The organism is Pseudomonas shirazensis, assembly GCF_050496565.1.
In the GTDB taxonomy this organism is placed as follows: domain Bacteria; phylum Pseudomonadota; class Gammaproteobacteria; order Pseudomonadales; family Pseudomonadaceae; genus Aquipseudomonas; species Aquipseudomonas shirazensis_A.
In genome coordinates this window covers 153,650-174,924 of the sequence record NZ_JBNWAE010000006.1, presented here as the reverse complement: position 1 = coordinate 174,924, position 21,275 = coordinate 153,650, and the positions used below count along the sequence as shown (strand labels likewise).

General features: G+C 61.8%; 18 protein-coding genes and 6 tRNA genes. 21 read left to right on the top strand and 3 right to left on the bottom strand.

The annotated features are described in order from the left end of the window. The first annotated feature begins 2 nt into the window (after positions 1-2). The 8 genes from mltG (at position 3) to ACQZ2L_RS11125 (ending at position 7,002) form a co-directional block, all read left to right on the top strand. On the top strand, positions 3-1,196 hold the full coding sequence (mltG, locus tag ACQZ2L_RS11160; RefSeq protein WP_430326083.1) for an endolytic transglycosylase MltG: 1,194 nt from the start codon (positions 3-5) through the stop codon (positions 1,194-1,196). Between the two features lie 9 nt (positions 1,197-1,205). Then, positions 1,206-1,838 (top strand): dTMP kinase, encoded by a 633-nt coding sequence (tmk, locus tag ACQZ2L_RS11155; protein WP_430326082.1) that lies wholly within the window; start codon positions 1,206-1,208, stop codon positions 1,836-1,838. Beyond that, positions 1,831-2,817 carry a DNA polymerase III subunit delta' gene (locus ACQZ2L_RS11150; RefSeq protein ID WP_430326081.1) on the top strand — a complete coding sequence of 329 codons (987 nt, stop codon included), beginning with the start codon at positions 1,831-1,833 and terminating at the stop codon, positions 2,815-2,817. Before tmk ends, ACQZ2L_RS11150 begins: the two co-directional genes overlap by 8 nt. Before the next feature lie 31 nt (positions 2,818-2,848). Further along, positions 2,849-3,631 (top strand): TatD family hydrolase, encoded by a 783-nt coding sequence (locus ACQZ2L_RS11145; RefSeq protein WP_430326080.1) that lies wholly within the window; start codon positions 2,849-2,851, stop codon positions 3,629-3,631. A gap of 413 nt (positions 3,632-4,044) precedes the next feature. Further along, a complete protein-coding gene (locus tag ACQZ2L_RS11140; protein ID WP_430326079.1) occupies positions 4,045-4,680 on the top strand; it encodes a TetR/AcrR family transcriptional regulator in 636 nt (211 codons plus the stop codon). A 108-nt stretch (positions 4,681-4,788) separates the two neighbouring features. Next, entirely contained in the window at positions 4,789-5,757 is a 969-nt protein-coding gene (locus ACQZ2L_RS11135; RefSeq protein WP_430326078.1) for a GTP 3',8-cyclase MoaA, read from the top strand. A 66-nt stretch (positions 5,758-5,823) separates the two neighbouring features. Beyond that, positions 5,824-6,429, top strand: coding sequence for a DUF4823 domain-containing protein (locus tag ACQZ2L_RS11130; RefSeq protein ID WP_101321464.1), 606 nt, complete (start codon positions 5,824-5,826; stop codon positions 6,427-6,429). Between the two features lie 12 nt (positions 6,430-6,441). Then, the gene (locus ACQZ2L_RS11125) at positions 6,442-7,002 is read left to right on the top strand and encodes a DUF1285 domain-containing protein (RefSeq protein WP_430326077.1); all 561 of its coding nucleotides are present in this window, start codon (positions 6,442-6,444) and stop codon (positions 7,000-7,002) included. A 36-nt stretch (positions 7,003-7,038) separates the two neighbouring features. Here ACQZ2L_RS11125 and ACQZ2L_RS11120 read toward each other — a convergent pair whose 3' ends face one another. Further along, complete coding sequence (locus tag ACQZ2L_RS11120; RefSeq protein ID WP_430326076.1) at positions 7,039-8,235, bottom strand: amino acid aminotransferase; 1,197 nt, start codon at positions 8,233-8,235, stop codon at positions 7,039-7,041. 279 nt (positions 8,236-8,514) lie between these two features. Here ACQZ2L_RS11120 and uvrB point away from each other — a divergent pair, with 279 nt between their 5' ends. From uvrB to ACQZ2L_RS11055, 13 genes are all read left to right on the top strand, one after another. Next, positions 8,515-10,530 carry an excinuclease ABC subunit UvrB gene (uvrB, locus tag ACQZ2L_RS11115; protein WP_430326075.1) on the top strand — a complete coding sequence of 672 codons (2,016 nt, stop codon included), beginning with the start codon at positions 8,515-8,517 and terminating at the stop codon, positions 10,528-10,530. Between the two features lie 145 nt (positions 10,531-10,675). After that, a complete protein-coding gene (gltX, locus tag ACQZ2L_RS11110) occupies positions 10,676-12,157 on the top strand; it encodes a glutamate--tRNA ligase (RefSeq protein WP_430326074.1) in 1,482 nt (493 codons plus the stop codon). Positions 12,158-12,402: 245 nt separating this feature from the next. Further along, a tRNA-Ala gene (locus tag ACQZ2L_RS11105) sits at positions 12,403-12,478 on the top strand. 76 nt (positions 12,479-12,554) lie between these two features. Beyond that, positions 12,555-12,630, top strand: a tRNA-Glu gene (locus tag ACQZ2L_RS11100). Positions 12,631-12,683: 53 nt separating this feature from the next. Then, a tRNA-Ala gene (locus tag ACQZ2L_RS11095) sits at positions 12,684-12,759 on the top strand. 42 nt (positions 12,760-12,801) lie between these two features. Then, positions 12,802-12,877 (top strand) — tRNA-Glu (locus ACQZ2L_RS11090). Positions 12,878-12,941: 64 nt separating this feature from the next. After that, positions 12,942-13,017 (top strand) — tRNA-Ala (locus ACQZ2L_RS11085). Positions 13,018-13,062: 45 nt separating this feature from the next. Next, a tRNA-Glu gene (locus ACQZ2L_RS11080) sits at positions 13,063-13,138 on the top strand. Positions 13,139-13,309: 171 nt separating this feature from the next. After that, positions 13,310-13,849, top strand: a complete 540-nt coding sequence (locus tag ACQZ2L_RS11075) for a TetR/AcrR family transcriptional regulator (protein WP_430326073.1) — start codon at positions 13,310-13,312, stop codon at positions 13,847-13,849. A 22-nt stretch (positions 13,850-13,871) separates the two neighbouring features. After that, a complete protein-coding gene (locus ACQZ2L_RS11070; protein WP_430326072.1) occupies positions 13,872-14,705 on the top strand; it encodes an alpha/beta hydrolase in 834 nt (277 codons plus the stop codon). 43 nt (positions 14,706-14,748) lie between these two features. Further along, on the top strand, positions 14,749-15,183 hold the full coding sequence (locus tag ACQZ2L_RS11065) for an acyl-CoA thioesterase (RefSeq protein ID WP_430326071.1): 435 nt from the start codon (positions 14,749-14,751) through the stop codon (positions 15,181-15,183). Positions 15,184-15,232: 49 nt separating this feature from the next. Further along, positions 15,233-16,207, top strand: coding sequence for a tRNA dihydrouridine synthase (locus ACQZ2L_RS11060; protein WP_430326070.1), 975 nt, complete (start codon positions 15,233-15,235; stop codon positions 16,205-16,207). A gap of 126 nt (positions 16,208-16,333) precedes the next feature. Beyond that, positions 16,334-16,777, top strand: coding sequence for an Hsp20 family protein (locus tag ACQZ2L_RS11055; protein ID WP_101321435.1), 444 nt, complete (start codon positions 16,334-16,336; stop codon positions 16,775-16,777). 236 nt (positions 16,778-17,013) lie between these two features. On the opposite strand, the gene ACQZ2L_RS11050 is transcribed toward ACQZ2L_RS11055, so the two are convergent. Beyond that, on the bottom strand, positions 17,014-20,310 hold the full coding sequence (locus ACQZ2L_RS11050; RefSeq protein WP_430326069.1) for a PAS domain S-box protein: 3,297 nt from the start codon (positions 20,308-20,310) through the stop codon (positions 17,014-17,016). 62 nt (positions 20,311-20,372) lie between these two features. Continuing rightward, the gene (locus tag ACQZ2L_RS11045; protein WP_430326068.1) at positions 20,373-21,251 is read right to left on the bottom strand and encodes a LysR family transcriptional regulator; all 879 of its coding nucleotides are present in this window, start codon (positions 21,249-21,251) and stop codon (positions 20,373-20,375) included. Between the last annotated feature and the right edge of the window lie 24 nt (positions 21,252-21,275).

Sequence of the window (21,275 nt, the reverse complement as noted above, 5' to 3'; positions counted from 1 at the left end):
TCGTGAGACGCAAATTTCTCCTGCTGCTGGAAATAGGCTTGATCCTTGCCGGTCTGGCGTTGGGCTGGTCGGCCTGGAAAGTCCATTCGGCCCTTGAGCAGCCCCTGCACGTCGAGCAGGAGCGGATGCTCGAGGTGCCCAATGGCACCACACCCAATCGCATGTTCTACCGCATGCAGACCGACGGCTTGCTCGACGATGCCGTCTGGCTGCGCCTTTACTGGCGCTTCAACATGGCCGGCACGCCCCTGCACACCGGTGAATACCGGCTGACCCCGGGCATGACCGTCAACCAGCTGTTCGATGCCTGGCGCCGTGGCGACGTGGTCCAGTACAACCTGACGCTGGTCGAAGGCTGGACCTTCCGCCAGGTGCGCGCGGCAGTGGCCAAGCACGAGAAAATCACCCAGACCTTGGACGGTTTGTCCGATGCCGAGGTGATGGACAAGCTCGGCCACAGTGGTGTTTTCCCTGAGGGGCGCTTTTTCCCTGATACCTACCGCTTCGTGCGTGGCATGAGCGATGTCGAGTTCCTGCAGCAGGCGTACATGCGTCTTGAGCAGGTGCTGGCCAAGGAATGGGCCGAGCGGGCCTCTGATCTGCCATACCGCGACCCGTACCAGGCGCTGATCATGGCTTCGCTGGTCGAGAAGGAAACCGGTATCCCGCAAGAGCGCGCGCAGATTGCCGGGGTGTTCGTGCGGCGTCTGCGCCTGGGCATGATGCTGCAGACCGATCCGACCGTGATCTATGGCATGGGTGAGCGGTATAACGGCAAGATCACCCGTGCCGACCTGCGTGAGCCCACGCCCTACAATACCTACACCATCAGCGGCCTGCCGCCGACGCCGATCGCTATCGTCGGCCGCGAGGCGATTCATGCCGCGCTGAATCCGGCCAACGGCACCAGCCTGTACTTCGTTGCCCGTGGTGACGGCAGTCACGTGTTCTCCGACGACCTCGACAACCACAACTCGGCCGTGCGCGAGTATCAACTCAAGCGCCGCAGCGACTACCGCTCCAGCCCCGCGCCGCAGGCGCAGCCGGATGCGATTGAGCAACCAGAACCGGCAGCGGGAGACCAGGCGTCACCTGCTGCGGATGCACCGGCAGACGTACCTGCGTCAACACCGCCAACCGCACCAGCGACCGACGCTGCTCCGGCAGCGGCGCCGACCCCCGATGACAAACCCTAAGGACTGCGCGTGAGCGGCTTGTTTATTACCCTGGAAGGCCCCGAAGGCGCGGGCAAGAGCACCAACCGCGAGTACCTGGCGCAGCGCTTGCGCGAGCAGGGCCTGGATGTGGTGCTGACCCGCGAGCCAGGCGGCACACCGGTTGCTGAACAGATTCGTGAGCTGCTGCTGGCACCCAGCGACGAGAGCATGGCAGCGGATACTGAATTGCTGTTGATGTTCGCGGCGCGTGCCCAGCACCTGGCCAAGGTCATCCGCCCGGCGCTGGCGAGCGGTGCAGTGGTCTTGTGCGACCGCTTCACCGATGCCACCTACGCCTATCAAGGCGGCGGCCGCGGCTTGCCGGTCGAGCGCATTGCTACGCTGGAAACATTTGTCCAAGGCGATCTGCGCCCTGATCTGACGCTGGTGTTCGACCTGCCGATCGAGATCGGCCTGTCACGTGCGGCTGCTCGCGGCAGGTTGGACCGCTTCGAGCAAGAAGGCACAGCCTTCTTCGAGGCCGTGCGCCACGCCTATCTGGCACGGGCCGAGGCTGACCCGCAGCGCTACAGCATCCTCGACGCCGGTCAATCGCTGGAGGCGGTGCAGCGTGACATCGACAGCTTGTTGCCGGCCATGCTGGAGCGCGCCCGTGGCTGAGGCCTTCGCCTGGCAGGATACGCTCTGGCAGCAATTGGCCGGGCGCAGCCAGCATGCCCATGCCTACCTGCTGCACGGTCCGCAGGGGATTGGCAAGCGGGCCCTGGCCGAGCGCCTGATGGCGCGTTTGTTGTGCCAGCAGCCGCAAGGCGCTGATGCCTGCGGGCAGTGCAAGTCATGCCTGTTGCTGCGCGCTGGCAGCCATCCGGACAACTACGTGTTGGAGCCTGAGGACGTCGACAAGCCGATCAAGATCGACCAGGTTCGCGATCTGGTGTCGTTTGTTGTTCAGACCGCTCAGTTGGGCGGGCGCAAGGTGATCCTGATCGAACCGGTCGAGGCCATGAACATCAATGCCTCCAACGCCTTGCTCAAGAGTCTGGAAGAACCGTCCGGTAATACGGTGCTGCTGCTGGTCAGCCATCAGCCGAGCCGGCTGTTGCCGACCATCAAGAGCCGCTGCCAGCAAGTTGTATGTCCGCAACCAAACCTTGCCCAAAGCCAGGCCTGGCTCGCCAATGCGTTGCCAGACAGTGAGCCGGGAGAACGCGAGGAGCTGCTGACCCTGGCGGCAGGATCGCCACTGATGGCGGCCAAGCTGCACGCGCAAGGTGTCCTCGAGCAGCGTGCGCAGGTCACCGAGGGCGTGAAAAAACTGCTCAAGCAGCAACAGTCACCGACGCAACTGGCCGAGTCGTGGAACAGCGTGCCGCTGCTATTGCTGTTTGACTGGTTCTTTGAATGGTCGCACTTGATCCTGCGCTATCAGATGACTCAGGACGAACAAGGCCTGGGCCTGGCGGACATGCGCAAGGTACTGCAGTATCTGGCGCAGAAAAGCCGCCAGGGCAAGGTGCTTGAAACCCAGGCATGGATCCTCGAGCAGCGCCAGAAGGTGCTGGGCAAGGCCAACCTCAATCGCGTGTTGTTACTGGAAGCCTTGCTGGCCCATTGGGTCCAGCTGCCAGGCTCACGCTGACTCCCTTTCTTTAAATGTGTGTCCTGCTGCCATGCTCGTAGATTCCCATTGCCACCTCGACCGTCTAGACCTGAGTGCCCATGGTGGCTCGCTCGATGCTGCCCTGCAGGCAGCGCGCGAGCGCGGGGTAGGGCACTTTCTCTGCATCGGCGTGAGTGTCGACAATGCCGGCGCGGTAAAGGCGTTGAGTGAACAGTATGCGGATGTCGATTGCTCGGTGGGCATCCATCCACTCGACCTGGCGCCAGGAGAAACCCCGGCGCTGGACTGGTTGCTCAACGAACTGGCGCATCCGCACGTCGTGGCGATTGGTGAGACCGGCCTGGACTATCACTACGAGCCGGAGGCGGCGAGCCTGCAGCAGGCGTCTTTCCGCCTGCACCTGGAGGCCTCGCGGCAGACCGGCAAGCCGGTGATCGTGCATACCCGTGCAGCCAGGGCCGACACCTTGGCGCTGTTGCGCGAAGCCAGCCTGGAGCAGGCCGGGGTGTTGCACTGTTTCACTGAAGACTGGCCGATGGCCAAGGCGGCGCTGGATCTGGGCTATTACATCTCGTTGTCCGGCATTGTCACCTTCCGCAATGCCGAGGCGCTGCGCGACGTGGCCCGCCAGGTACCCAGCGATCGTCTGCTGGTCGAGACAGATTCACCGTACCTGGCGCCGATCCCTTACCGAGGCAAGCCCAACTTGCCTCAGTACGTGCGCGAAGTCGCCGAATACGTCGCGTCGCTGCGTGGCGTCAGTTATGCACAATTGGCCGAGCAGACCACGGCCAACTTCAAACGCTTGTTCCCGCTTGCGCGGGTGCGCTGATCTGACGGCTGCGGCCTGGATTGGCGGGCAAAAAAAACCCGGATTCTGGGGGAGGAAACCGGGTTAAGACCATTAGGAGTAAACAAAGGCGCGCGGTCCCTGAGCACCTTTATCGGCACGCCACTTGGGGGGATGTGACGCGTCAACACTTCAAGTATTGGTCAGCTTTGGCACAGTGCCAGCGACAACTGGTCGTTTTTTAAACAGATTTGGAATACGTCGCGGGATGCACAGTGCATTCCCTGCATTCGAGCCACTTCGATTGGCCAGTATGCAGCTTGCCCCAATAAACCCGACTGTTTGCGAACTTATCGTGAAACACAGACATGCGCCGATGATCCGTGCAATTTCTTGCAAGATAGGCATAATAATCCGCTTCGATTGTCAGCCAGTCCTCCCCCATGCAGCCTCCCATGCAGAAAGAACCGCGTAAGGTCCGTGAGTTTCGCCGTCGCGAACAAGAGATCCTTGATACCGCCCTCAGACTGTTCCTTGAACAGGGTGAAGACAGCGTCACCGTCGAGATGATCGCCGACGCCGTTGGCATCGGCAAAGGTACGATCTACAAGCACTTCAAGTCCAAGGCAGAGATCTACCTGCGCCTGATGCTCGACTATGAGCGCGATTTGAACACCTTGCTGCACTCGGCCGATGTCGACCGTGACAAAGAAGCACTGTCGCGCGCCTACTTCGAATTCCGCATGCGTGACCCGCAGCGCTATCGGCTGTTCGATCGCCTTGAAGAGAAGGTGGTCAAGGGCAATCAGGTGCCAGAGATGGTCGAGGAGCTGCACAGCATTCGTGCCTCCAATTTCGATCACCTGACTCAACTGATCAAGGGTCGTATCAGCGAAGGCAAACTTGAAGACGTGCCGCCGTACTTCCACTACTGCGCCGCCTGGGCGCTGGTGCATGGCGCCGTGGCGTTGTACCACTCGCCGTTCTGGAGCAATGTGCTGGAAGATCAGGAAGGTTTCTTCCAGTTCTTGATGGACATCGGCGTGCGCATGGGCAACAAGCGTAAGCGCGACCCCGAACCAAACGCCTGACAGCAACGCCCTGTGATCATTTGCGGGGCTGTCCGACATGCGAGCTTGCAAAAAACTGATTTATGAGTCAGGTTTTGCACGGCTTATTCTTCCATGTCGGAGTCATCCATGATCGTCGATCGCCAAGGCAGGCGTTTTCGCAACCTGCGGGTCAGCCTGACGGCGGCCTGTAACTACGCTTGTACCTACTGCGTACCCGACGGCAAGCGTTTGGTGGCGGCGCAGGATGAACTCTCTGGCGATGCCTTGGCACGAGGGGTCGCCTACCTGATCGAGGCGGCCGGCATCGAACGCCTGCGCATCACTGGCGGCGAGCCACTGATCAGTCCCAGGCTCGAAGGCTTTCTCAGCGCCATCGCCGGCCTAGACCTGCAGGACATCAGCCTGACCACCAATGGCCAGTTGCTTTCGCGGCGCCTGCCGCTGCTACAGGCCGCGGGTCTCCGCCGCTTGAACGTGTCGCTGGATACCCTCGACGCTGCTGCATTTCGCGGCATTGCTCGCGGCGGTGACCTGGCCACTGTGTTGCTTGGCATGCAAGAGGCCAGCGCTGCCGGTATGCGCATCAAGGTCAATATGGTGCCGATGCGCGGGCAGAACCTGGATCAGGTTGCGCCGCTGCTCGACTACTGCCTGGAGCGCGGCTACGAGCTGCGTTTCATCGAGCTGATGCGCATGGGCCACCTGGCGCGCGACAGCAATGCCTTCCGCCAGCAGTTGGTCAGCCTGCCTGAACTGCTGGCGCTGATTGGCCAGCACCATGCCTTTGAACAGGCCAGCGCCGCCGTGGATGCCACCGCATTGCGCTACCAGATCCCCGGTAAAGGCCATTTTGGCGTTATCGCCAACGAGAGCGTGCCGTTCTGTCGCGCCTGTTCGCGGCTGCGCTTGTCCTCGACCGGCTGGCTGCATGGCTGCCTGTCGAGCAGCAATCGCCACTATATCGGTGATCTGCTTGATCGCCCCCGGCATCAGGCCTTGCCAGCGCTGCAGCGGTTACTTGTGAAGGCCTTGGCTGACAAACAGGAGCTGGCGTTCGCCGGTGGGGTAACGGTAATGAAAGTGATCGGCGGCTGACTCTGGCGCAAAAGCTGCATCTGGCGGCTATTCGCCGGTTTTTCGTCACCGGCCTCTGGAGGAAAGATGCGTAGCCTGGTCTTGCTACTGGCGCTGATGGCGCTTGGTGGCTGCATGAATGTCAGCGATATGGGCGAAGGTGTTCGCTATCACATGAGCGATGCCGGTCTGCTCGATCATAGCGATACCCAGCGCAGCCTGTCGGTGCGCCTGCAACCGGATTCGTTCATCTACATTGGCCAGGGTGCATTCGTGCCGCCGGGCAAAGGCCCGCTGCCGCAGCAGAACATCGTCGCCGAAGAGGCGTTCAAGGCTTTTGTCGAGTACTTCCCGCTGGTGCGTCGTGCGCAAGGCCCGCTGGGCCTGGAGGACGCCATCGCCGAAGCCCGCTCGGTCGGCGCCCATTACGTGCTGTACACCCGCTTCGCCCGCACCGACGACCGCATCGGCAATGGTGATGAGTGGTATGACGAACAGGCAGTCGACCGGCTTGGCTGGGACACCGGCGTGGTACAGATGATGTTGATCGAAACCAGCACCCGTTACCTGATCGACACCGCGCGTATCAAAAGCCGTGGCGGTTTGTTGACGTTCCACGACAACAGCCCGCAGGATTTGCTCGCAGCGCCCATGCGCGAGTACGCTCGTAGCCTGTTGGGTATGAGCCGCTGATAGGAGAGGGTGATGACCGAGTCTGCCGAGGCCAATGATCTGTTGGCGCAAATCCCGAAAGGCAAGGGACCGGCGCCGGTTCACCTGTGGAACCCGGATTTCTGCGGCGACATCGACATGCGCATCGCCCGTGATGGCACCTGGTTTTACCAGGGCACGCCAATTGGCCGTAAACCGATGGTGCGGCTGTTTTCCAATATCCTACGCCGTGACGGTGATGATTACTTTTTGGTGACGCCGGTCGAGAAAGTCGGCATCCAGGTCGATGACGCGCCGTTTGTGGCGGTGTTGTTAGAAGTGATCGGCTCGGGGGAAGCACAGGTTCTGCGCTTTACCAACAATGTCGAAGATGTGGTTGAAGCCGGCAGTAACCATCCGTTGCGGGTTGAGGTTGATCCGCTCAAGCAGGAGCCTGCGCCGTACATCCTGATGCGCAGCAACCTTGAGGCGCTGTTGCATCGCAACGTGTTCTATCAGTTGGTGGAGCTGGCAGTGCCGCGCTTGGTGGACGGCGAGGAATGGCTCGGGGTGTGGAGTCATGGCCAGTTTTACCCCATTGGGCGTGCTGGCTGAAATGAGTTGGGGGCTGCAGAACAGCCCCCAGCGGCATCAAAGCACCGCGACGATAGCTTTGGTCACTACGTGAATGTTGCTCTGGTTCAGCGCAGCAACACAGATACGGCCAGTATCCAGCGCATAGATGCCGAACTCATCCTTCAGGCGGTTGACCTGCTCGGCAGTCAGGCCCGAGTAGGAGAACATCCCGCACTGGCGACCGACAAAGCTGAAGTCGCGCTGGGCACCATAGGTCGCCAGCAACTCGACCATCTGCTTGCGCATGCCGTGAATGCGGTTACGCATCTCGCCCAGCTCGTCTTCCCACATCTGACGCAGCTCAGGGCTGTTCAGCACCGCAGCGACAATGCTCGCGCCGTGGGTCGGCGGGTTGGAGTAGGTGGTGCGGATAACCCGCTTGACCTGCGACAGCACGCGGGTGCTTTCGTCCTTGGACGCGGTGACGATCGACAGCGCGCCGACGCGCTCGCCATACAGCGAGAACGACTTGGAGAACGAGCTGGAGACAAAGAAGTCCAGGCCCGACTCGGCGAACAGGCGCACGGCAAAGGCGTCCTCGGCAATGCCGGCGCCAAAGCCCTGATAGGCCATGTCGAGGAACGGCACATGACCCTTGGCCTTGACCACTTCCAGGACGTTTTTCCAGTCGTCCAGGGTCAGGTCGACACCGGTCGGGTTATGGCAGCAGGCATGCAGGACGATGATCGAGCCCGACGGCAGCTGGTTGAGGTCTTCGAGCATGCCGGCACGATTGACGTCGTGGCTGGCAGCATCGTAGTAGCGATAGTTCTGAACCGGGAAACCGGCTGTCTCGAACAGCGCGCGGTGGTTTTCCCAGCTCGGATCGCTGATGGCAACGACCGCGTCAGGCGACAGGCGCTTGAGGAAATCTGCGCCGATCTTCAGTGCGCCAGTGCCGCCTACGGCCTGCACGGTGACCACGCGGCCAGCGGCCAACAGCGGCGATTCGGCGCCGAACAGCAGCTTCTGTACAGCCTGGTCGTAGGTGGCAATACCATCGATCGGCAGATAGCCGCGCGAGGCATGCTGTGCGGCACGCTGGGTCTCGGCTTCGATCACTGCGCGCAGCAGCGGAATACGGCCTTCCTCATTGCAGTAAACACCGACGCCCAGGTTCACCTTGTCGGTGCGCGGGTCGGTGTTGAAAGCTTCGTTGAGGCCCAGGATAGGGTCGCGGGGTGCCAGCTCGACAGCGGAAAACAGGCTCATTGTTACCTTGGCTCTGAATGGAGTGTGATAGGGCTTGCACGCTCCAGCCGAATGCACTGAAGCGGTGCACAAACGGGGAGTCAGTATAGAGATACCCGCCGACCGCTGCGACCATCGGGCGCAGGTTTTCCGGCGTTTTTTCCGAATATTTTTGGACCATTGGTCTAATTGCCCGGTCCACAGAAACACACGTTCACATCGCCAGCCGCGAAGCGGGCAATGGAAAGGCCCGTTTCGGTGTAGACTACTGGCTATATTTACAGTTGCTCGAGGTCTGCCATGTCCGAGTTTCAGCTTGTCACCCGTTTTCAGCCGGCCGGCGACCAGCCTGAGGCGATTCGCCAGTTGGTCGAGGGTATCGATGCCGGGCTTTCGCACCAGACGCTGCTCGGGGTAACCGGCTCGGGCAAGACCTTCAGTATTGCGAACGTGATCCAGCAAGTGCAGCGGCCAACCCTGGTGCTGGCGCCGAACAAGACTTTGGCGGCCCAGTTGTATGGCGAGTTCAAGGCGTTTTTTCCGAACAACGCGGTCGAGTATTTCGTTTCCTACTACGACTACTACCAGCCGGAAGCCTATGTGCCGTCTTCGGACACCTTCATCGAGAAGGATGCATCGATCAACGACCATATCGAGCAGATGCGCCTGTCGGCGACCAAGGCGCTGCTTGAGCGACGCGATGCCATCATCGTCACTACGGTGTCGTGCATCTACGGTCTGGGCAGCCCTGAAACCTACCTGAAGATGGTCCTGCACATCGATCGCGGCGACAAGTTCGACCAGCGCGCGCTGCTGCGGCGGTTGGCCGATCTGCAGTACACCCGCAACGAGATGGACTTCGCCCGTGCCACCTTCCGCGTGCGCGGTGATGTCATCGACGTGTACCCGGCCGAGTCTGATCTCGAGGCGATCCGCATCGAATTGTTCGATGACGAAGTGGAGAACATTGCCGCCTTCGACCCGTTGACCGGCGAGGTGCTGCGCAAGCTGCCACGTTTTACCTTCTATCCGAAGAGCCACTATGTAACCCCGCGCGAGACCCTGCTTGGGGCAATTGAGGGCATCAAGGAAGAACTCAAGGACCGCCTCGAGTACCTGCACAAGAACAACAAGCTGGTCGAGGCGCAGCGCCTCGAGCAGCGCACCCGCTTCGACCTTGAGATGATCCTCGAGCTGGGCTATTGCAACGGTATCGAAAACTACTCGCGCTACCTGTCTGGGCGGCCTTCCGGTGCGCCGCCGCCGACCCTGTACGACTACCTGCCTGCCGACGCCCTGCTGGTGATCGATGAGTCGCACGTCAGCGTTCCGCAGGTCGGCGCCATGTATAAAGGCGACCGTTCACGTAAGGAAACGCTGGTCGAATACGGTTTCCGCTTGCCATCGGCGCTGGACAACCGGCCCATGCGCTTCGATGAATGGGAGTCGGTCAGCCCACAGACTATCTTCGTTTCGGCCACGCCGGGCCCTTACGAGGCGGAGCATGCCGGCCGTGTCGTCGAGCAGGTGGTGCGGCCGACCGGGTTGGTCGATCCGCTGGTGGAGATCCGCCCGGCGCTGACCCAGGTCGACGATCTGTTGTCGGAGATCGGCAAGCGCGTGGCCGTTGGTGAGCGCGTGCTGGCCACCACCCTGACCAAACGCATGGCCGAGGACCTCAGTGACTACCTGGCCGACCACGACGTGCGCGTGCGCTATCTGCACTCGGACATCGACACTGTCGAGCGGGTCGAGATCATTCGCGACCTGCGTCTGGGTACCTTCGATGTGCTGGTGGGGATCAACCTGCTGCGTGAAGGCCTGGACATGCCGGAAGTATCTCTGGTGGCGATTCTCGATGCCGACAAAGAGGGCTTCCTGCGTTCGGATCGCTCGCTCATCCAGACCATCGGCCGCGCAGCGCGTAACCTCAACGGCAAGGCCATCCTGTATGCCGACCGCATGACCGGCTCGATGCAGCGCGCCATCGACGAAACCGAACGCCGCCGGGCCAAGCAGATCGCCTTCAACGAAGCCAACGGCATCGTGCCCAAAGGGGTGGTCAAGGACATCACCGACATCATGGAAGGCGCCAACATCCCCGGCGGGCGCAGCAAGAAGCGCAAAGGCATGGCCAAGGCGGCGGAGGAGAGCGCCCGCTACGAAGCCGAACTGCGCACCCCAGGCGAGATCACCAAGCGCATCAAACAGATGGAAGAGAAAATGTTCCAGCTGGCCCGCGATCTGGAGTTCGAGGCCGCCGCGCAGATGCGCGACGAGATCACCAAGCTGCGTGATCGCCTGATCACCAGCTAAGCGCCTGGGGAGCTGTGATCGGCACCAGCTGCCGATCACCGGCGCAATCATGGATTGACGGTGGCACGATTGCGCCATCGCTGGAGCCTGATGCCCGCTCCCTGCTAACATCGCGCCTTTGTTTCAACTTCGTTCGAGACCCTCCATGACCACCGTTCGCACGCGTATCGCGCCATCGCCCACTGGCGACCCCCATGTCGGCACCGCCTACATCGCCCTGTTCAACTACTGCTTCGCCAAGCAGCACGGCGGCGAATTCATCCTGCGCATCGAGGACACCGATCAGCTGCGTTCGACCCGTGAGTCGGAACAGCAGATCTTCGACGCCCTGCGCTGGCTGGGCATCGAGTGGAACGAAGGCCCGGACGTGGGCGGCCCGCACGGCCCTTACCGGCAGAGCGAGCGTGGCGAGATTTACGCCAAGTACGCCAAGCAGCTGGTTGACGCCGGGCATGCGTTCTATTGCTTCTGCACCGCAGAAGAACTCGATCAGATGCGCGCCGAACAGATGGCCCGGGGCGAGACGCCGCGTTACGACGGCCGCGCACTGCTGCTCAGCGCCGAAGAAGTGCAGCGTCGCCTGGCCGCTGGTGAGCCCCATGTGATCCGCATGAAGGTGCCAAGCGAAGGTGTCTGCGTGGTCCCGGATATGCTCCGTGGTGATGTCGAAATCCCGTGGGACCGCATGGACATGCAGGTCCTGATGAAGAACGACGGCCTGCCGACCTACTTCCTGGCCAACGTGGTCGATGACCACCTGATGGGCATCACTCACGTCCTGCGTGGCGAAGAGTGGCTGCCGTCGGCGCCCAAGCTGATCAAACTGTATGAGTACTTCGGCTGGGAGCAGCCGCAGCTGTGCTACATGCCGCTGCTGCGTAACCCGGACAAGAGCAAGCTGTCCAAGCGCAAGAACCCGACCTCGGTCACCTTCTACGAGCGCATGGGCTTCATGCCCGAAGCCATGCTCAACTACCTCGGCCGCATGGGCTGGTCGATGCCGGACGAGCGCGAGAAGTTCTCCCTGGCTGAGATGGTCGAACACTTCGACCTGTCGCGGGTTTCCCTGGGTGGGCCGATCTTCGATATCGAGAAGCTGTCATGGCTCAACGGCCAGTGGCTGCGTGAGTTGCCGGTCGAGGAGTTCGCCGCACGGGTACAGCGGTGGGCGTTCAACAGCGACTACATGATGAAGATCGCGCCGCATGTGCAGGGCCGCGTAGAAACCTTCAGCCAGATCGCGCCTTTGGGTGGCTTCTTCTTCGAGGGTGCACTGAAGCTTGATGCCAAGCTGTTCGAGCACAAGAAACTCTCGCCCGATCAGGTGCGCCAGGTCATCCAGCTGATCCTGTGGAAGCTGGAGAGCCTGCGCCAGTGGGAAAAAGACCGCATCACCGGTTGCATCCAGGCCGTGGTCGAGTCGCTTGAGTTGAAGCTGCGTGACGCCATGCCGCTGATGTTTGCTGCTATCTCCGGCCAGGCCAGTTCGGTGTCGGTGCTGGATGCGATGGAAATCCTTGGCCCTGACCTGACTCGCTACCGCCTGCGTCAGGCGCTGGACCTGCTCGGTGGTGTGTCGAAGAAAGAAAACAAGGAATGGGAAAAACTGCTGGCCAACATTGCCTGACAGCCAGCTACCCAAGCGTGCTTGCCTGTCCCGGCTGTCGCTGGGCGGGCGGGCTGGCGCAGGCAAAATCGTCAGTTGCTGGGGCAGGGCGGTAAGTGATTGTTATCTGTGAAAAATCTTTTGGTTAATTTCAAAAATTCGTTTGACAGCATAGCCATCCGATCTTAATATGCGCCCCGTCCACAGCGATGAACGTAACGAACTGTCAGCAACCCAGCCGGCAATTCAGTTCAAAGCGACATTGTGGGGCTATAGCTCAGCTGGGAGAGCGCCTGCATGGCATGCAGGAGGTCAGCGGTTCGATCCCGCTTAGCTCCACCAAATTCCGATTCTTGGCCAGTACTGCTGGCGGAGAATGAAACCCGGCTCCAGCGCCAGGTTTCACGGTAGAAGGTTCGTCCCCTTCGTCTAGTGGCCTAGGACACCGCCCTTTCACGGCGGTAACAGGGGTTCGAGTCCCCTAGGGGACGCCAGTTTTACACAAGCGATGTCTAACCATGTCGCTGGGCCGCGAGGCTAGAAATCCGGGGCTATAGCTCAGCTGGGAGAGCGCCTGCATGGCATGCAGGAGGTCAGCGGTTCGATCCCGCTTAGCTCCACCAATTTTGCCGCGGTTTGTGCGAACAAACCGGCACGAAGGTTATGTCCCCTTCGTCTAGTGGCCTAGGACACCGCCCTTTCACGGCGGTAACAGGGGTTCGAGTCCCCTAGGGGACGCCAGTTTTACCCGCGTTTTGCGGGGCTTTAAAGGCTCATTCGCATATTGGATGGGCCTTTTGTTTTAGGGGCTATAGCTCAGCTGGGAGAGCGCCTGCATGGCATGCAGGAGGTCAGCGGTTCGATCCCGCTTAGCTCCACCAATATTTGCCAGGGTTCGTGAACACGAGCCTGCACGAAGGTTACAAGTCCCCTTCGTCTAGTGGCCTAGGACACCGCCCTTTCACGGCGGTAACAGGGGTTCGAGTCCCCTAGGGGACGCCATTTTTTTCTCGCGTTTTGCGGGGCTTATAAGGCTCATTCGATTATTGAATGGGCCTTTTGTTTTTTCTGCCTTCCTGACTTTTTCACTGAAGCGGCCTGAGCTCGAATCTTTCGCTTGCCAATAAATATTACGTGCATCATATTTCACTCATAATATTTATCGGGTGGCTTATGAATGACAAGAAGAGCAAGACCCGCCAACGCATTCTCGATTCAGCCCGCAGTGCGTTGGTTCAGCACGGACCGGCCGAGCCCAGTGTCAGTCAGGTGATGGGCGCTGCCGGGTTGACCGTGGGCGGGTTCTACGCGCACTTCGACAGCAAGGACGAGCTCATGCTCGAAGCCTTCAACCAGCTGCTGAACGAGCGTCGTGCCTTGTTCACCCAGATCGATCCAGCATTGGATGGCGCAGGCCGACGCGCCCTCGCTGCTGCCTTCTACCTGTCGCGCAAGCACCGCGACGCGCTCGAGCAGGCGTGCCCGTTGCCCACTTCGCTCAGCGAGATGCAGCGCCTGCCTGGGGCGTTTCGCGAGGCGCTGGCCGAGCATCTGGAGTTGATGACCGCGCAAATGGTCGACCGCCCTGAAGACGCCGACAAGGCCTTGGCCGACCTGGCGCTGATGATCGGCGGCCTGGCGCTGGCCCGGGCTCTGGGCACCAGTGAGCTGTCCGACCGAATCCTGCGCGCCGCCAAGTCGGCGGTCATCTAGCAACCTTACTGGAGCATCGACGATGACTACCCTGAGCTGGATTCGCGGCGTCAACGGTACCCTGGGCCGGCTGGCCCCCGAGCATATAGCGGGCAAGATGCGCCGCGCATTCATGACCCCGCGCAACCTGCCGCCGCGGCAATGGGAGTTGCCCTTGCTGGCGACAGCTGAACGCATCACCTTGCGCTTCGGCCTGTCGGCGCTGCGCTGGGGCCAGGGCCCGACAGTGCTGATGATGCACGGTTGGGAAGGGCGGCCAACCCAGTTTGCCGCGTTGATTGATGCGCTGGTGGCAGCCGGGCATACCGTTGTCTCGCTGGAAGGGCCGGCCCACGGACGTTCTCCGGGCCGCCAGGCGCATGTGGCGCTGTTTGCCCGGGCGCTGCTCGAAGCCGCTGCCGAACTGCCGCCGCTGCGCGCCGTGATTGGCCATTCCATGGGTGGCGCCAGTGTCTTGCTGGCGCTGCAATGGGGCTTGCGCACGGAGGCTGCGGTCAGCATTGCCGCGCCGGCGCAACTGCTCGGGGTATTGCGCGGTTTTGCCCAGCGGCTGGGCATGCCGGCGCGGGCGCGGGCGGCGTTTATTCGCCTGGTCGAGCAGGATGTCGGCCTGCAAGTCGCCCGGCTCGACGTCAACGGCTATCAACTCGAGCTGCCGGGCCTGATAGTGCACGCCAGTGATGATCCTCTGGTCGCTGCCAGCGAAGCGCAATTGATCCACAAGGCCTGGTTCGACAGCCGCTTGCTGATGCTCGAAGAGGGCGGCCACCAGCGGGTGCTGGCCAACCCGCTGCTGGTCGAAGGCGTGCTTGAGCTGCTGGCGCGCGCTGCCACACCGGCACGCCAAAGCGCGTGAGCATCCGGTACACTCAACGCGTTCAATGACCTTCGGAGCGCGCATGAGCTGGGATCTGGCATCGCCATTCATCATCGACCTACGCGTTGGCGGCGACGACATCGACGGCCTCGGCCACGCCAACAACGCGGTCTACGTCACCTGGCTGGAGCGCTGCGCCTGGCGCCACTCGCAGCGTCTGGGTCTGGACCTGGCCGAATACCGCCGTCTCGACCGGGCCATGGCCGTTGTTCGCCACGAAATCGATTACCTGGCTGCCGGCTACGAAGATGACGAGCTGCAACTGGCCACCTGGATCGTCGACTGGGACCAGCGCCTGCGCATGACTCGCCGCTTTCAGCTCAAGCGCCCGAGCGACGGCGTTACCCTGCTGCGCGCGCAAACCACCTTTGTCTGTATCGAGCTGTCGACCGGCAGGCCCAAGCGTATGCCGGGTGAATTCATCGAAGGTTATGGTCAGGCGCTGATCGGCGTCTAAGCCGGTCTGATTGTTTGCTAGACTGCCGCCTTTTTCGCGAGAGCCATCCATGCAAATTGCCCTGGCCCCCATGGAGGGGCTGGTCGACAACATCCTGCGCGACGTTCTCACCCGGGTCGGCGGCGTCGACTGGTGCGTGACCGAGTTCATTCGCGTCTGCGACCGCCTGCTGCCAGCTTCCCAGTTCGACAAGCTCGCACCTGAACTGCGCCACGGCGCGCGGACTGCGGCAGGTGTGCCCATGCGTGTGCAGTTGCTTGGCTCCGATCCGGTGTGCCTGGCTGAAAATGCTGCATTGGCCTGCGAGCTTGGCGCGCCGGTGATCGACCTGAATTTCGGCTGCCCGGCCAAGACGGTGAACAAGTCCCGCGGCGGGGCGGTGTTGCTCAAAGAGCCGGAGTTGCTCCACGCGATCGTGCGTGAAGTACGCCGGGCGGTGCCTGCGCACATCCCGGTCACGGCCAAGATGCGTCTGGGTTTCGATACCCCGGATGGCGCCCTCGACTGCGCGACGGCGTTGGCTGAAGGCGGTTCGGCGCACCTGGTGGTGCATGCGCGGACCAAGGTCGAGGGCTACAAGCCGCCGGCGCACTGGGAGTGGGTGGCGCGGGTGCAGGACGTGGTCAAGGTGCCGGTGTTCGCCAATGGCGAGATATGGACCGTGGACGACTGGCGCCGCTGCCGTGAAGTCAGCGGCGCTGAAGACATCATGCTCGGCCGTGGCCTGGTCTCGCGGCCTGATCTGGGCCTGCAGATTGCTGCTGCACGGGCTGGGCGCGAGTATCAGCCACTTGCCTGGCAGGCGCTGCTGCCGTTGCTGCGCGAGTTTTGGCGGCAGGCCCAGGCCAAGCTGTCGCCGCGCTATGCGCCGGGGCGGATGAAGCAGTGGGTGGCAATGTTGACTCGCAGCTATCCGGAAGCGGTGCTGTTGTTTGCCGAACTGCGCCGGGTCGATGATTGTCAGCGGATCACCCAGCTGCTGGGTGCCGGCATCAGCCAACTGCCCTGTGAAGCAGTGGCCTGAGAAAATTTTAAAAATTTTTTTCGTTGAACTCTTGAAAGCGGTTGCTCGAGCCATATCTATTTAGTACGCGATGCCGAATTCGGGTCGCGGATTGACTCACTTGCTGATTTTCAGGAGTTTATGACCATGACTACCGCTTTCTCCCTTGCACCACTGTTCCGCCATTCCGTTGGTTTCGACCGTTTCAACGACCTGTTCGAATCCGCGGCGCGTAACGAGGCCGGTAGCAGCTACCCGCCCTACAACGTGGAAAAACATGGCGATGATCACTATCGCATCGTGGTTGCAGCAGCAGGCTTCCAGGAATCAGACCTTGAACTGCAGGTTGAGAAGGGTGTACTGACAGTTACTGGCGGCAAACGCGACGCCAGCAACGATGCAGTGACCTACCTGCACCAGGGCATCGCTCAGCGTGCCTTCAAGTTGTCGTTCCGCCTGGCCGACCACATCGAAGTGAAATCCGCAGGCCTGGCCAACGGACTGCTCAGCGTCGAACTGCTGCGCGTCGTGCCGGAAGAAGCCAAAGCCAAGCGGATTCCGATCAGTGCTGACAAGCCAGCGTTGAACTAACCATCGACTGGGGCCGCCTAGCGGCTCCATCCGACCGACCCGGCCGCTCCTGCACGACTGCGTGATGACCCAATCTCAGGCATCACGCAGCCCCGTGTAGGAGCGGCCTTGTGTCGCGAAAGGGGCGCGGAGCGGCCCCCGATTGCAAATCCGCCGCCGACATTGCCGGGCCAGCTACGCTGGCCTTTCGCGACACAAGGCCGCTCCTACAGGGGGCCGTGCAGCACCTCGCGATCTCAATAATCCGCCGGTGCCTCGAGCAACATTTGCCTGAACTCGCTCAGCGGCAGCGGTCGGCTATGCAAATACCCCTGATACAAATGGCACCCCAGCCGCTCTAGAAACGCCAACTGCTCGCTCAGCTCGACGCCCTCGGCAATGATCGTCAGCTCAAGGCTGCGAGCCATGGCGACGATTGCGCGGACGATCTCGGCATCGTTTGGATCTATCGGCGCATCGCGCACGAATGACTGGTCGATCTTCAATGTGTCCACCGGCAGCCGCTTGAGATAGGTCAGCGACGAGTAACCGGTACCAAAGTCATCCATGGCAAAACTCACGCCGTAACCCTTGAGTTCACGCATCTTGGCGATGGTGTCCTCCAGATTCTGGATCACGATGCCCTCGGTAATCTCCAGCTTGAGCATGTGCCGGGGCAGGCGATAGTCGTCCAGGCTGCGCAGCACTCTGCCGACAAAGTCGTTCTGGCGGAACTGCCGCGGGCTGATGTTCACGCACAGGCTGAACTCGTCCGCCTTGATCAGGCCGTCGCTGAGCATGCCGGCGCAGGCATCACATGCCTCGTCGAGAATCCAGCTGCCCACCTCCAGAATCAGCCCGCTTTCTTCCAGCACCTGGATGAACTGCGAGGGCGGTTGCTGCCCCAGTTGCGGGTGATGCCAGCGCAGCAGTACCTCGGCGCCGACAATGCGATTGTCGCGGGCATCCACCTGCGGCTGAAAGTGCAGCGCCAGTTCGCCGCGGGCCAACGCCTGGCGCAGGTCATTCTCCATGCGCAGGCGTTCACTGGCGGCCTTTTGCATGGTGGTGTGATACAGCTGGGTGGTGTTGCGCCCGGAGTCCTTCGCCCGGTACAGGGCAATGTCGGCGCGCTTGAGCAAGTCGGCAGGCGTTGCCCCATGATCGGGGATCAAGGCAACGCCAATGCTGGGGGTGACTTGCAGGCGCTGGCCGTCCAGAGACATCGGCTCGGCAAGTAATTCGCGCAGGGTATCGGCCAGTTCGCGGACCTTGCCTTCAACCGCCTCGCGGCTGCCTTCCAGGCCGCTTAGCAAGACCACGAACTCGTCGCCGCCCAGGCGCGCCACGGTGTCTTCCAGGCGCACGCTGGCCTCGAGCCGGGCGGTGATGACCTTGAGCACGATGTCGCCGACCGGGTGACCGAGTGAGTCGTTGATGTGCTTGAAGTGATCGAGGTCGAGAAACAGCAGCGCGCCGCGCAGGTTGTGCCGCTTGAGCAGGGCGATCTGCTGGCTCAGGCGGTCCATCAGCAGGGCGCGGTTGGGCAGGTTGGTGAGCGGGTCGTGGTAGGCCAGATGGCGAATCTGCGCCTGGGCGTTTTTCAGCTGGCTGACGTCGCGCGCGGTCAGCAGCAGGCATTCGGTGGCATTCAGGGTAATCGGCTCGACTGACACTTCCACCGTCAGCAGCTCGCCGCGTTTGTTGCGCCCGAGCATCTCGCGGTGGTGCACCCGCCCGCGCAGTTTGATCTCGCTGAGCAAGGTCGCCCGTTGCGTGTCGTCGGCCCAGATGCCGAGCTCGTGCACGGTACGCCCGATCACTTCGTCAATGCTGTAGCCCGTCAGGCGGCAGAAGCCGTCGTTGACTTCAAGGTACAGGCCGCTGGCGCGCACGGTGATGGTGATGGCGTCGGGGCTGGAGTGAAACGCCTTGGCGAATTTCTCTTCACTGGCCTTGATTGCCGCTTCGGCGCGTTGCTGCTGGGTGATGTCGCGCAGTGAGGTCACACTGCACGGCTGGTTGTCGACCATGATCAGGCGGCTGGAAATCACACAGGTCATGGGCGCGCCACTGCGGTGGTTGACCACGACTGCGACGTTGCTCAGCGCCCGTTCGCGGATCACGTGTTCGATGCGCTGGGCACGTTCGGCAGTCTCTGCCCAAAGGCCGATCTCTTCGGCGGTGCGGCCGAGCACTTGCTGTGCACTCCAGCCGAAGGTCTGGCTGAAGGCCGGATTGATCTCGATGAACTGGCCGTTGTCCTGACGGGTGACGCAGATTGGGTCGGGGCTGACCTGGAACAGGCTGGCGAATTTTTCTTCAGAGGCGCTCAGGCGCTGCTCGCGCTCGACCTGATCGGTGATGTCGAGCAGGGTACCAGCCATGCGCAGCGGATTGCCCTGCTCGTCACGGTAGAGGCGGGCGCGGCTTTCTATATAGCGCGCTGCGCCATTTTCCAGCTGCACCCGGTAGGTAATCTGGTAACTGCCCGCCGGGCCTTCGCGCAAGCTGCGATAAGACTGGCGCATGGCCTCACGCTCATGTTCTGGCACGCCCTCGAAAAACGCCTCGAAGGATTCATGAAACGGCACCGGCTCCAGCCCATGCAGCTGCGCGGCGCGCGCCGAGCCGTAGAGCATGCCGCTGGGGATGTGCCAGTCCCAGGTGCCCAGCTGGGCAGAGTCCAGCGCCAGGTCAAGGCGTTCCTGGCTGTCCTTGAGGGCAAGCTCGGCGCGTTTGCGCTCGCTGGTGTCGACAAAAGTGGTGAGCAGAAACGTCACGCCCTCCAGCTCGATGCTCTGGGTGCACAGGATGCCGTCGTGGACCTTGCCGCCGCTGCCGCGAAACTGCACTTCCATGGTGATCGGGCCGGTGCTGTAGCGGGTCGCCTCCAGTACTTGCTGGCGCTGTTCCGGATGCACCCAGAGGCCCAGTTCGATACTGGTCTTGCCGACGATCTGCGCCCCCGGCCAGCCGAACATGTCTTCAAAATGCTGGTTGACCTCGAACAGCATGCCGTCTTTGCGCCGACTCAACAGGATGGCATTGGGGCTCATGTGAAACAGGCTGGCGAAGCGCTTTTCCGAGTTGATCAAGGCTGTTTCGCGGTCGCGCTGGCGGGTGATTTCGCGGATCACGCCGATCATCTGCCGGCGGCCATTACGGTCGTGGGTCAGGCTGCCGCTGACCTCCAGCCAATGCAGGCTGCCGTCGGGCCAGCGAATCCGATGACGCATGGCCTGCTCGATCGGCTCGCCATTGACCACCGCCTGAAACGCCAGGCGGGTACGCGCGCGGTCTTCCTCCGGGAGCAGGTCAAGGTAGTCGATATCGCTGGGCAAGGGCTGCTGTGGATCGAAGCCGAACAGCGCCTGGGTGCCTCGCGACCAACTGATTCGGCCACTGTCGATATCCCACAGCCAAGCGCCCAATTGCGCGCCATTGAGCGCCGCCAGCAACTGTGGGGCGTTCTGCCAGGCCAACTCCGAGTCCTGCGGATCGACAGCAGGAATACGCGGCAAGCGCGGAAAACGGTTAGCTGATTTGGGCATCGATACCAGACCTTTGGCGAGTGACCTGTCCCTGAGAGTGGTGTGCCGCCCCCGACGAACCGTCAGGCGCTGCCGGCGTGACTGTCGAGCAGGGCCATGAATGCCTTGGCGGCATTCGAAAGGGTGCGCTCGGTGTGCAGAATGTAGCCTAGCTGCCGCCTCAGCTTTACGCCGGGCAAAACGATGGGCGCCACCTGATCATCGAGCATGGTGCGCGGCAGCACGCTCCAGGCCAGGCCGATCGAGACCATCATCTTGATGGTTTCCAGGTAGTTGGTGCTCATGGCGATGTTGGGTGTCAGGCCCTGGCTTTCGAACAGGCGCTGGACGATGTGGTGGGTAAAGGTATTGCCCCCGGGAAACACTGCCGGATGCCGGGCGACGTCAGCCAGGCTTACTGTCGCGCTACTGGCCAGCGGGTGTTCGGGGGCAGCTACCAGATCCAGCGGATCGTCCCAGACCGGTACCGCGCGCACCAGATTTTGCGGTTCGGGGGCCAGGGTGATTACTGCGATTTCGGCCCGGCCGTGGAGTATTTCGTCGTAGGCCGCTTCCGAATCGAGGAACTGAATATCCAGCGCAACCAGCGGGTACTGGCGGGTGAAAGCCCGCAATAACGGTGGCAGGCGGTGCAGACCGATATGGTGGCTGGTCGCCAGGGTCAGCCTACCCGTGACTTCACCGGTGAGATTGCTCAGGGCGCGTCGTGTATCGTCGAGTACATTGAGTATCTGATAGGCACGCGGCAGCAGGGCGCGGCCGGCCTCGGTCAGGGTCACTTCGCGCCCCAGCCGATCGAACAGGCGCACGTCCAGTTGCTGTTCAAGGCCAGCGATGCGTTTGCTGATGGCGGGCTGGGTCAAATGCAGGCGCTCACCTGCGCCAGAAAAACTGCCGGTCTCGGCGATGGCGATAAACGCACTGAGGTTGGCCAGGTCCACTGCCGGTATTCCTTTTGGTTATCC

Coding starts and splice junctions, on each gene's coding strand:
- ACQZ2L_RS11070 (WP_430326072.1), top strand. CDS start 13,872: ATGACTACCCTGAGCTGGATTCGCGGCGTCAACGGTACCCTGGGCCGG.
- uvrB (WP_430326075.1), top strand. CDS start 8,515: ATGTCCGAGTTTCAGCTTGTCACCCGTTTTCAGCCGGCCGGCGACCAG.
- ACQZ2L_RS11140 (WP_430326079.1), top strand. CDS start 4,045: ATGCAGAAAGAACCGCGTAAGGTCCGTGAGTTTCGCCGTCGCGAACAA.
- ACQZ2L_RS11050 (WP_430326069.1), bottom strand. CDS start 20,310: ATGCCCAAATCAGCTAACCGTTTTCCGCGCTTGCCGCGTATTCCTGCT.
- ACQZ2L_RS11120 (WP_430326076.1), bottom strand. CDS start 8,235: ATGAGCCTGTTTTCCGCTGTCGAGCTGGCACCCCGCGACCCTATCCTG.
- ACQZ2L_RS11135 (WP_430326078.1), top strand. CDS start 4,789: ATGATCGTCGATCGCCAAGGCAGGCGTTTTCGCAACCTGCGGGTCAGC.
- ACQZ2L_RS11065 (WP_430326071.1), top strand. CDS start 14,749: ATGAGCTGGGATCTGGCATCGCCATTCATCATCGACCTACGCGTTGGC.
- gltX (WP_430326074.1), top strand. CDS start 10,676: ATGACCACCGTTCGCACGCGTATCGCGCCATCGCCCACTGGCGACCCC.
- ACQZ2L_RS11130 (WP_101321464.1), top strand. CDS start 5,824: ATGCGTAGCCTGGTCTTGCTACTGGCGCTGATGGCGCTTGGTGGCTGC.
- ACQZ2L_RS11075 (WP_430326073.1), top strand. CDS start 13,310: ATGAATGACAAGAAGAGCAAGACCCGCCAACGCATTCTCGATTCAGCC.
- ACQZ2L_RS11145 (WP_430326080.1), top strand. CDS start 2,849: ATGCTCGTAGATTCCCATTGCCACCTCGACCGTCTAGACCTGAGTGCC.
- ACQZ2L_RS11125 (WP_430326077.1), top strand. CDS start 6,442: ATGACCGAGTCTGCCGAGGCCAATGATCTGTTGGCGCAAATCCCGAAA.
- ACQZ2L_RS11055 (WP_101321435.1), top strand. CDS start 16,334: ATGACTACCGCTTTCTCCCTTGCACCACTGTTCCGCCATTCCGTTGGT.
- ACQZ2L_RS11060 (WP_430326070.1), top strand. CDS start 15,233: ATGCAAATTGCCCTGGCCCCCATGGAGGGGCTGGTCGACAACATCCTG.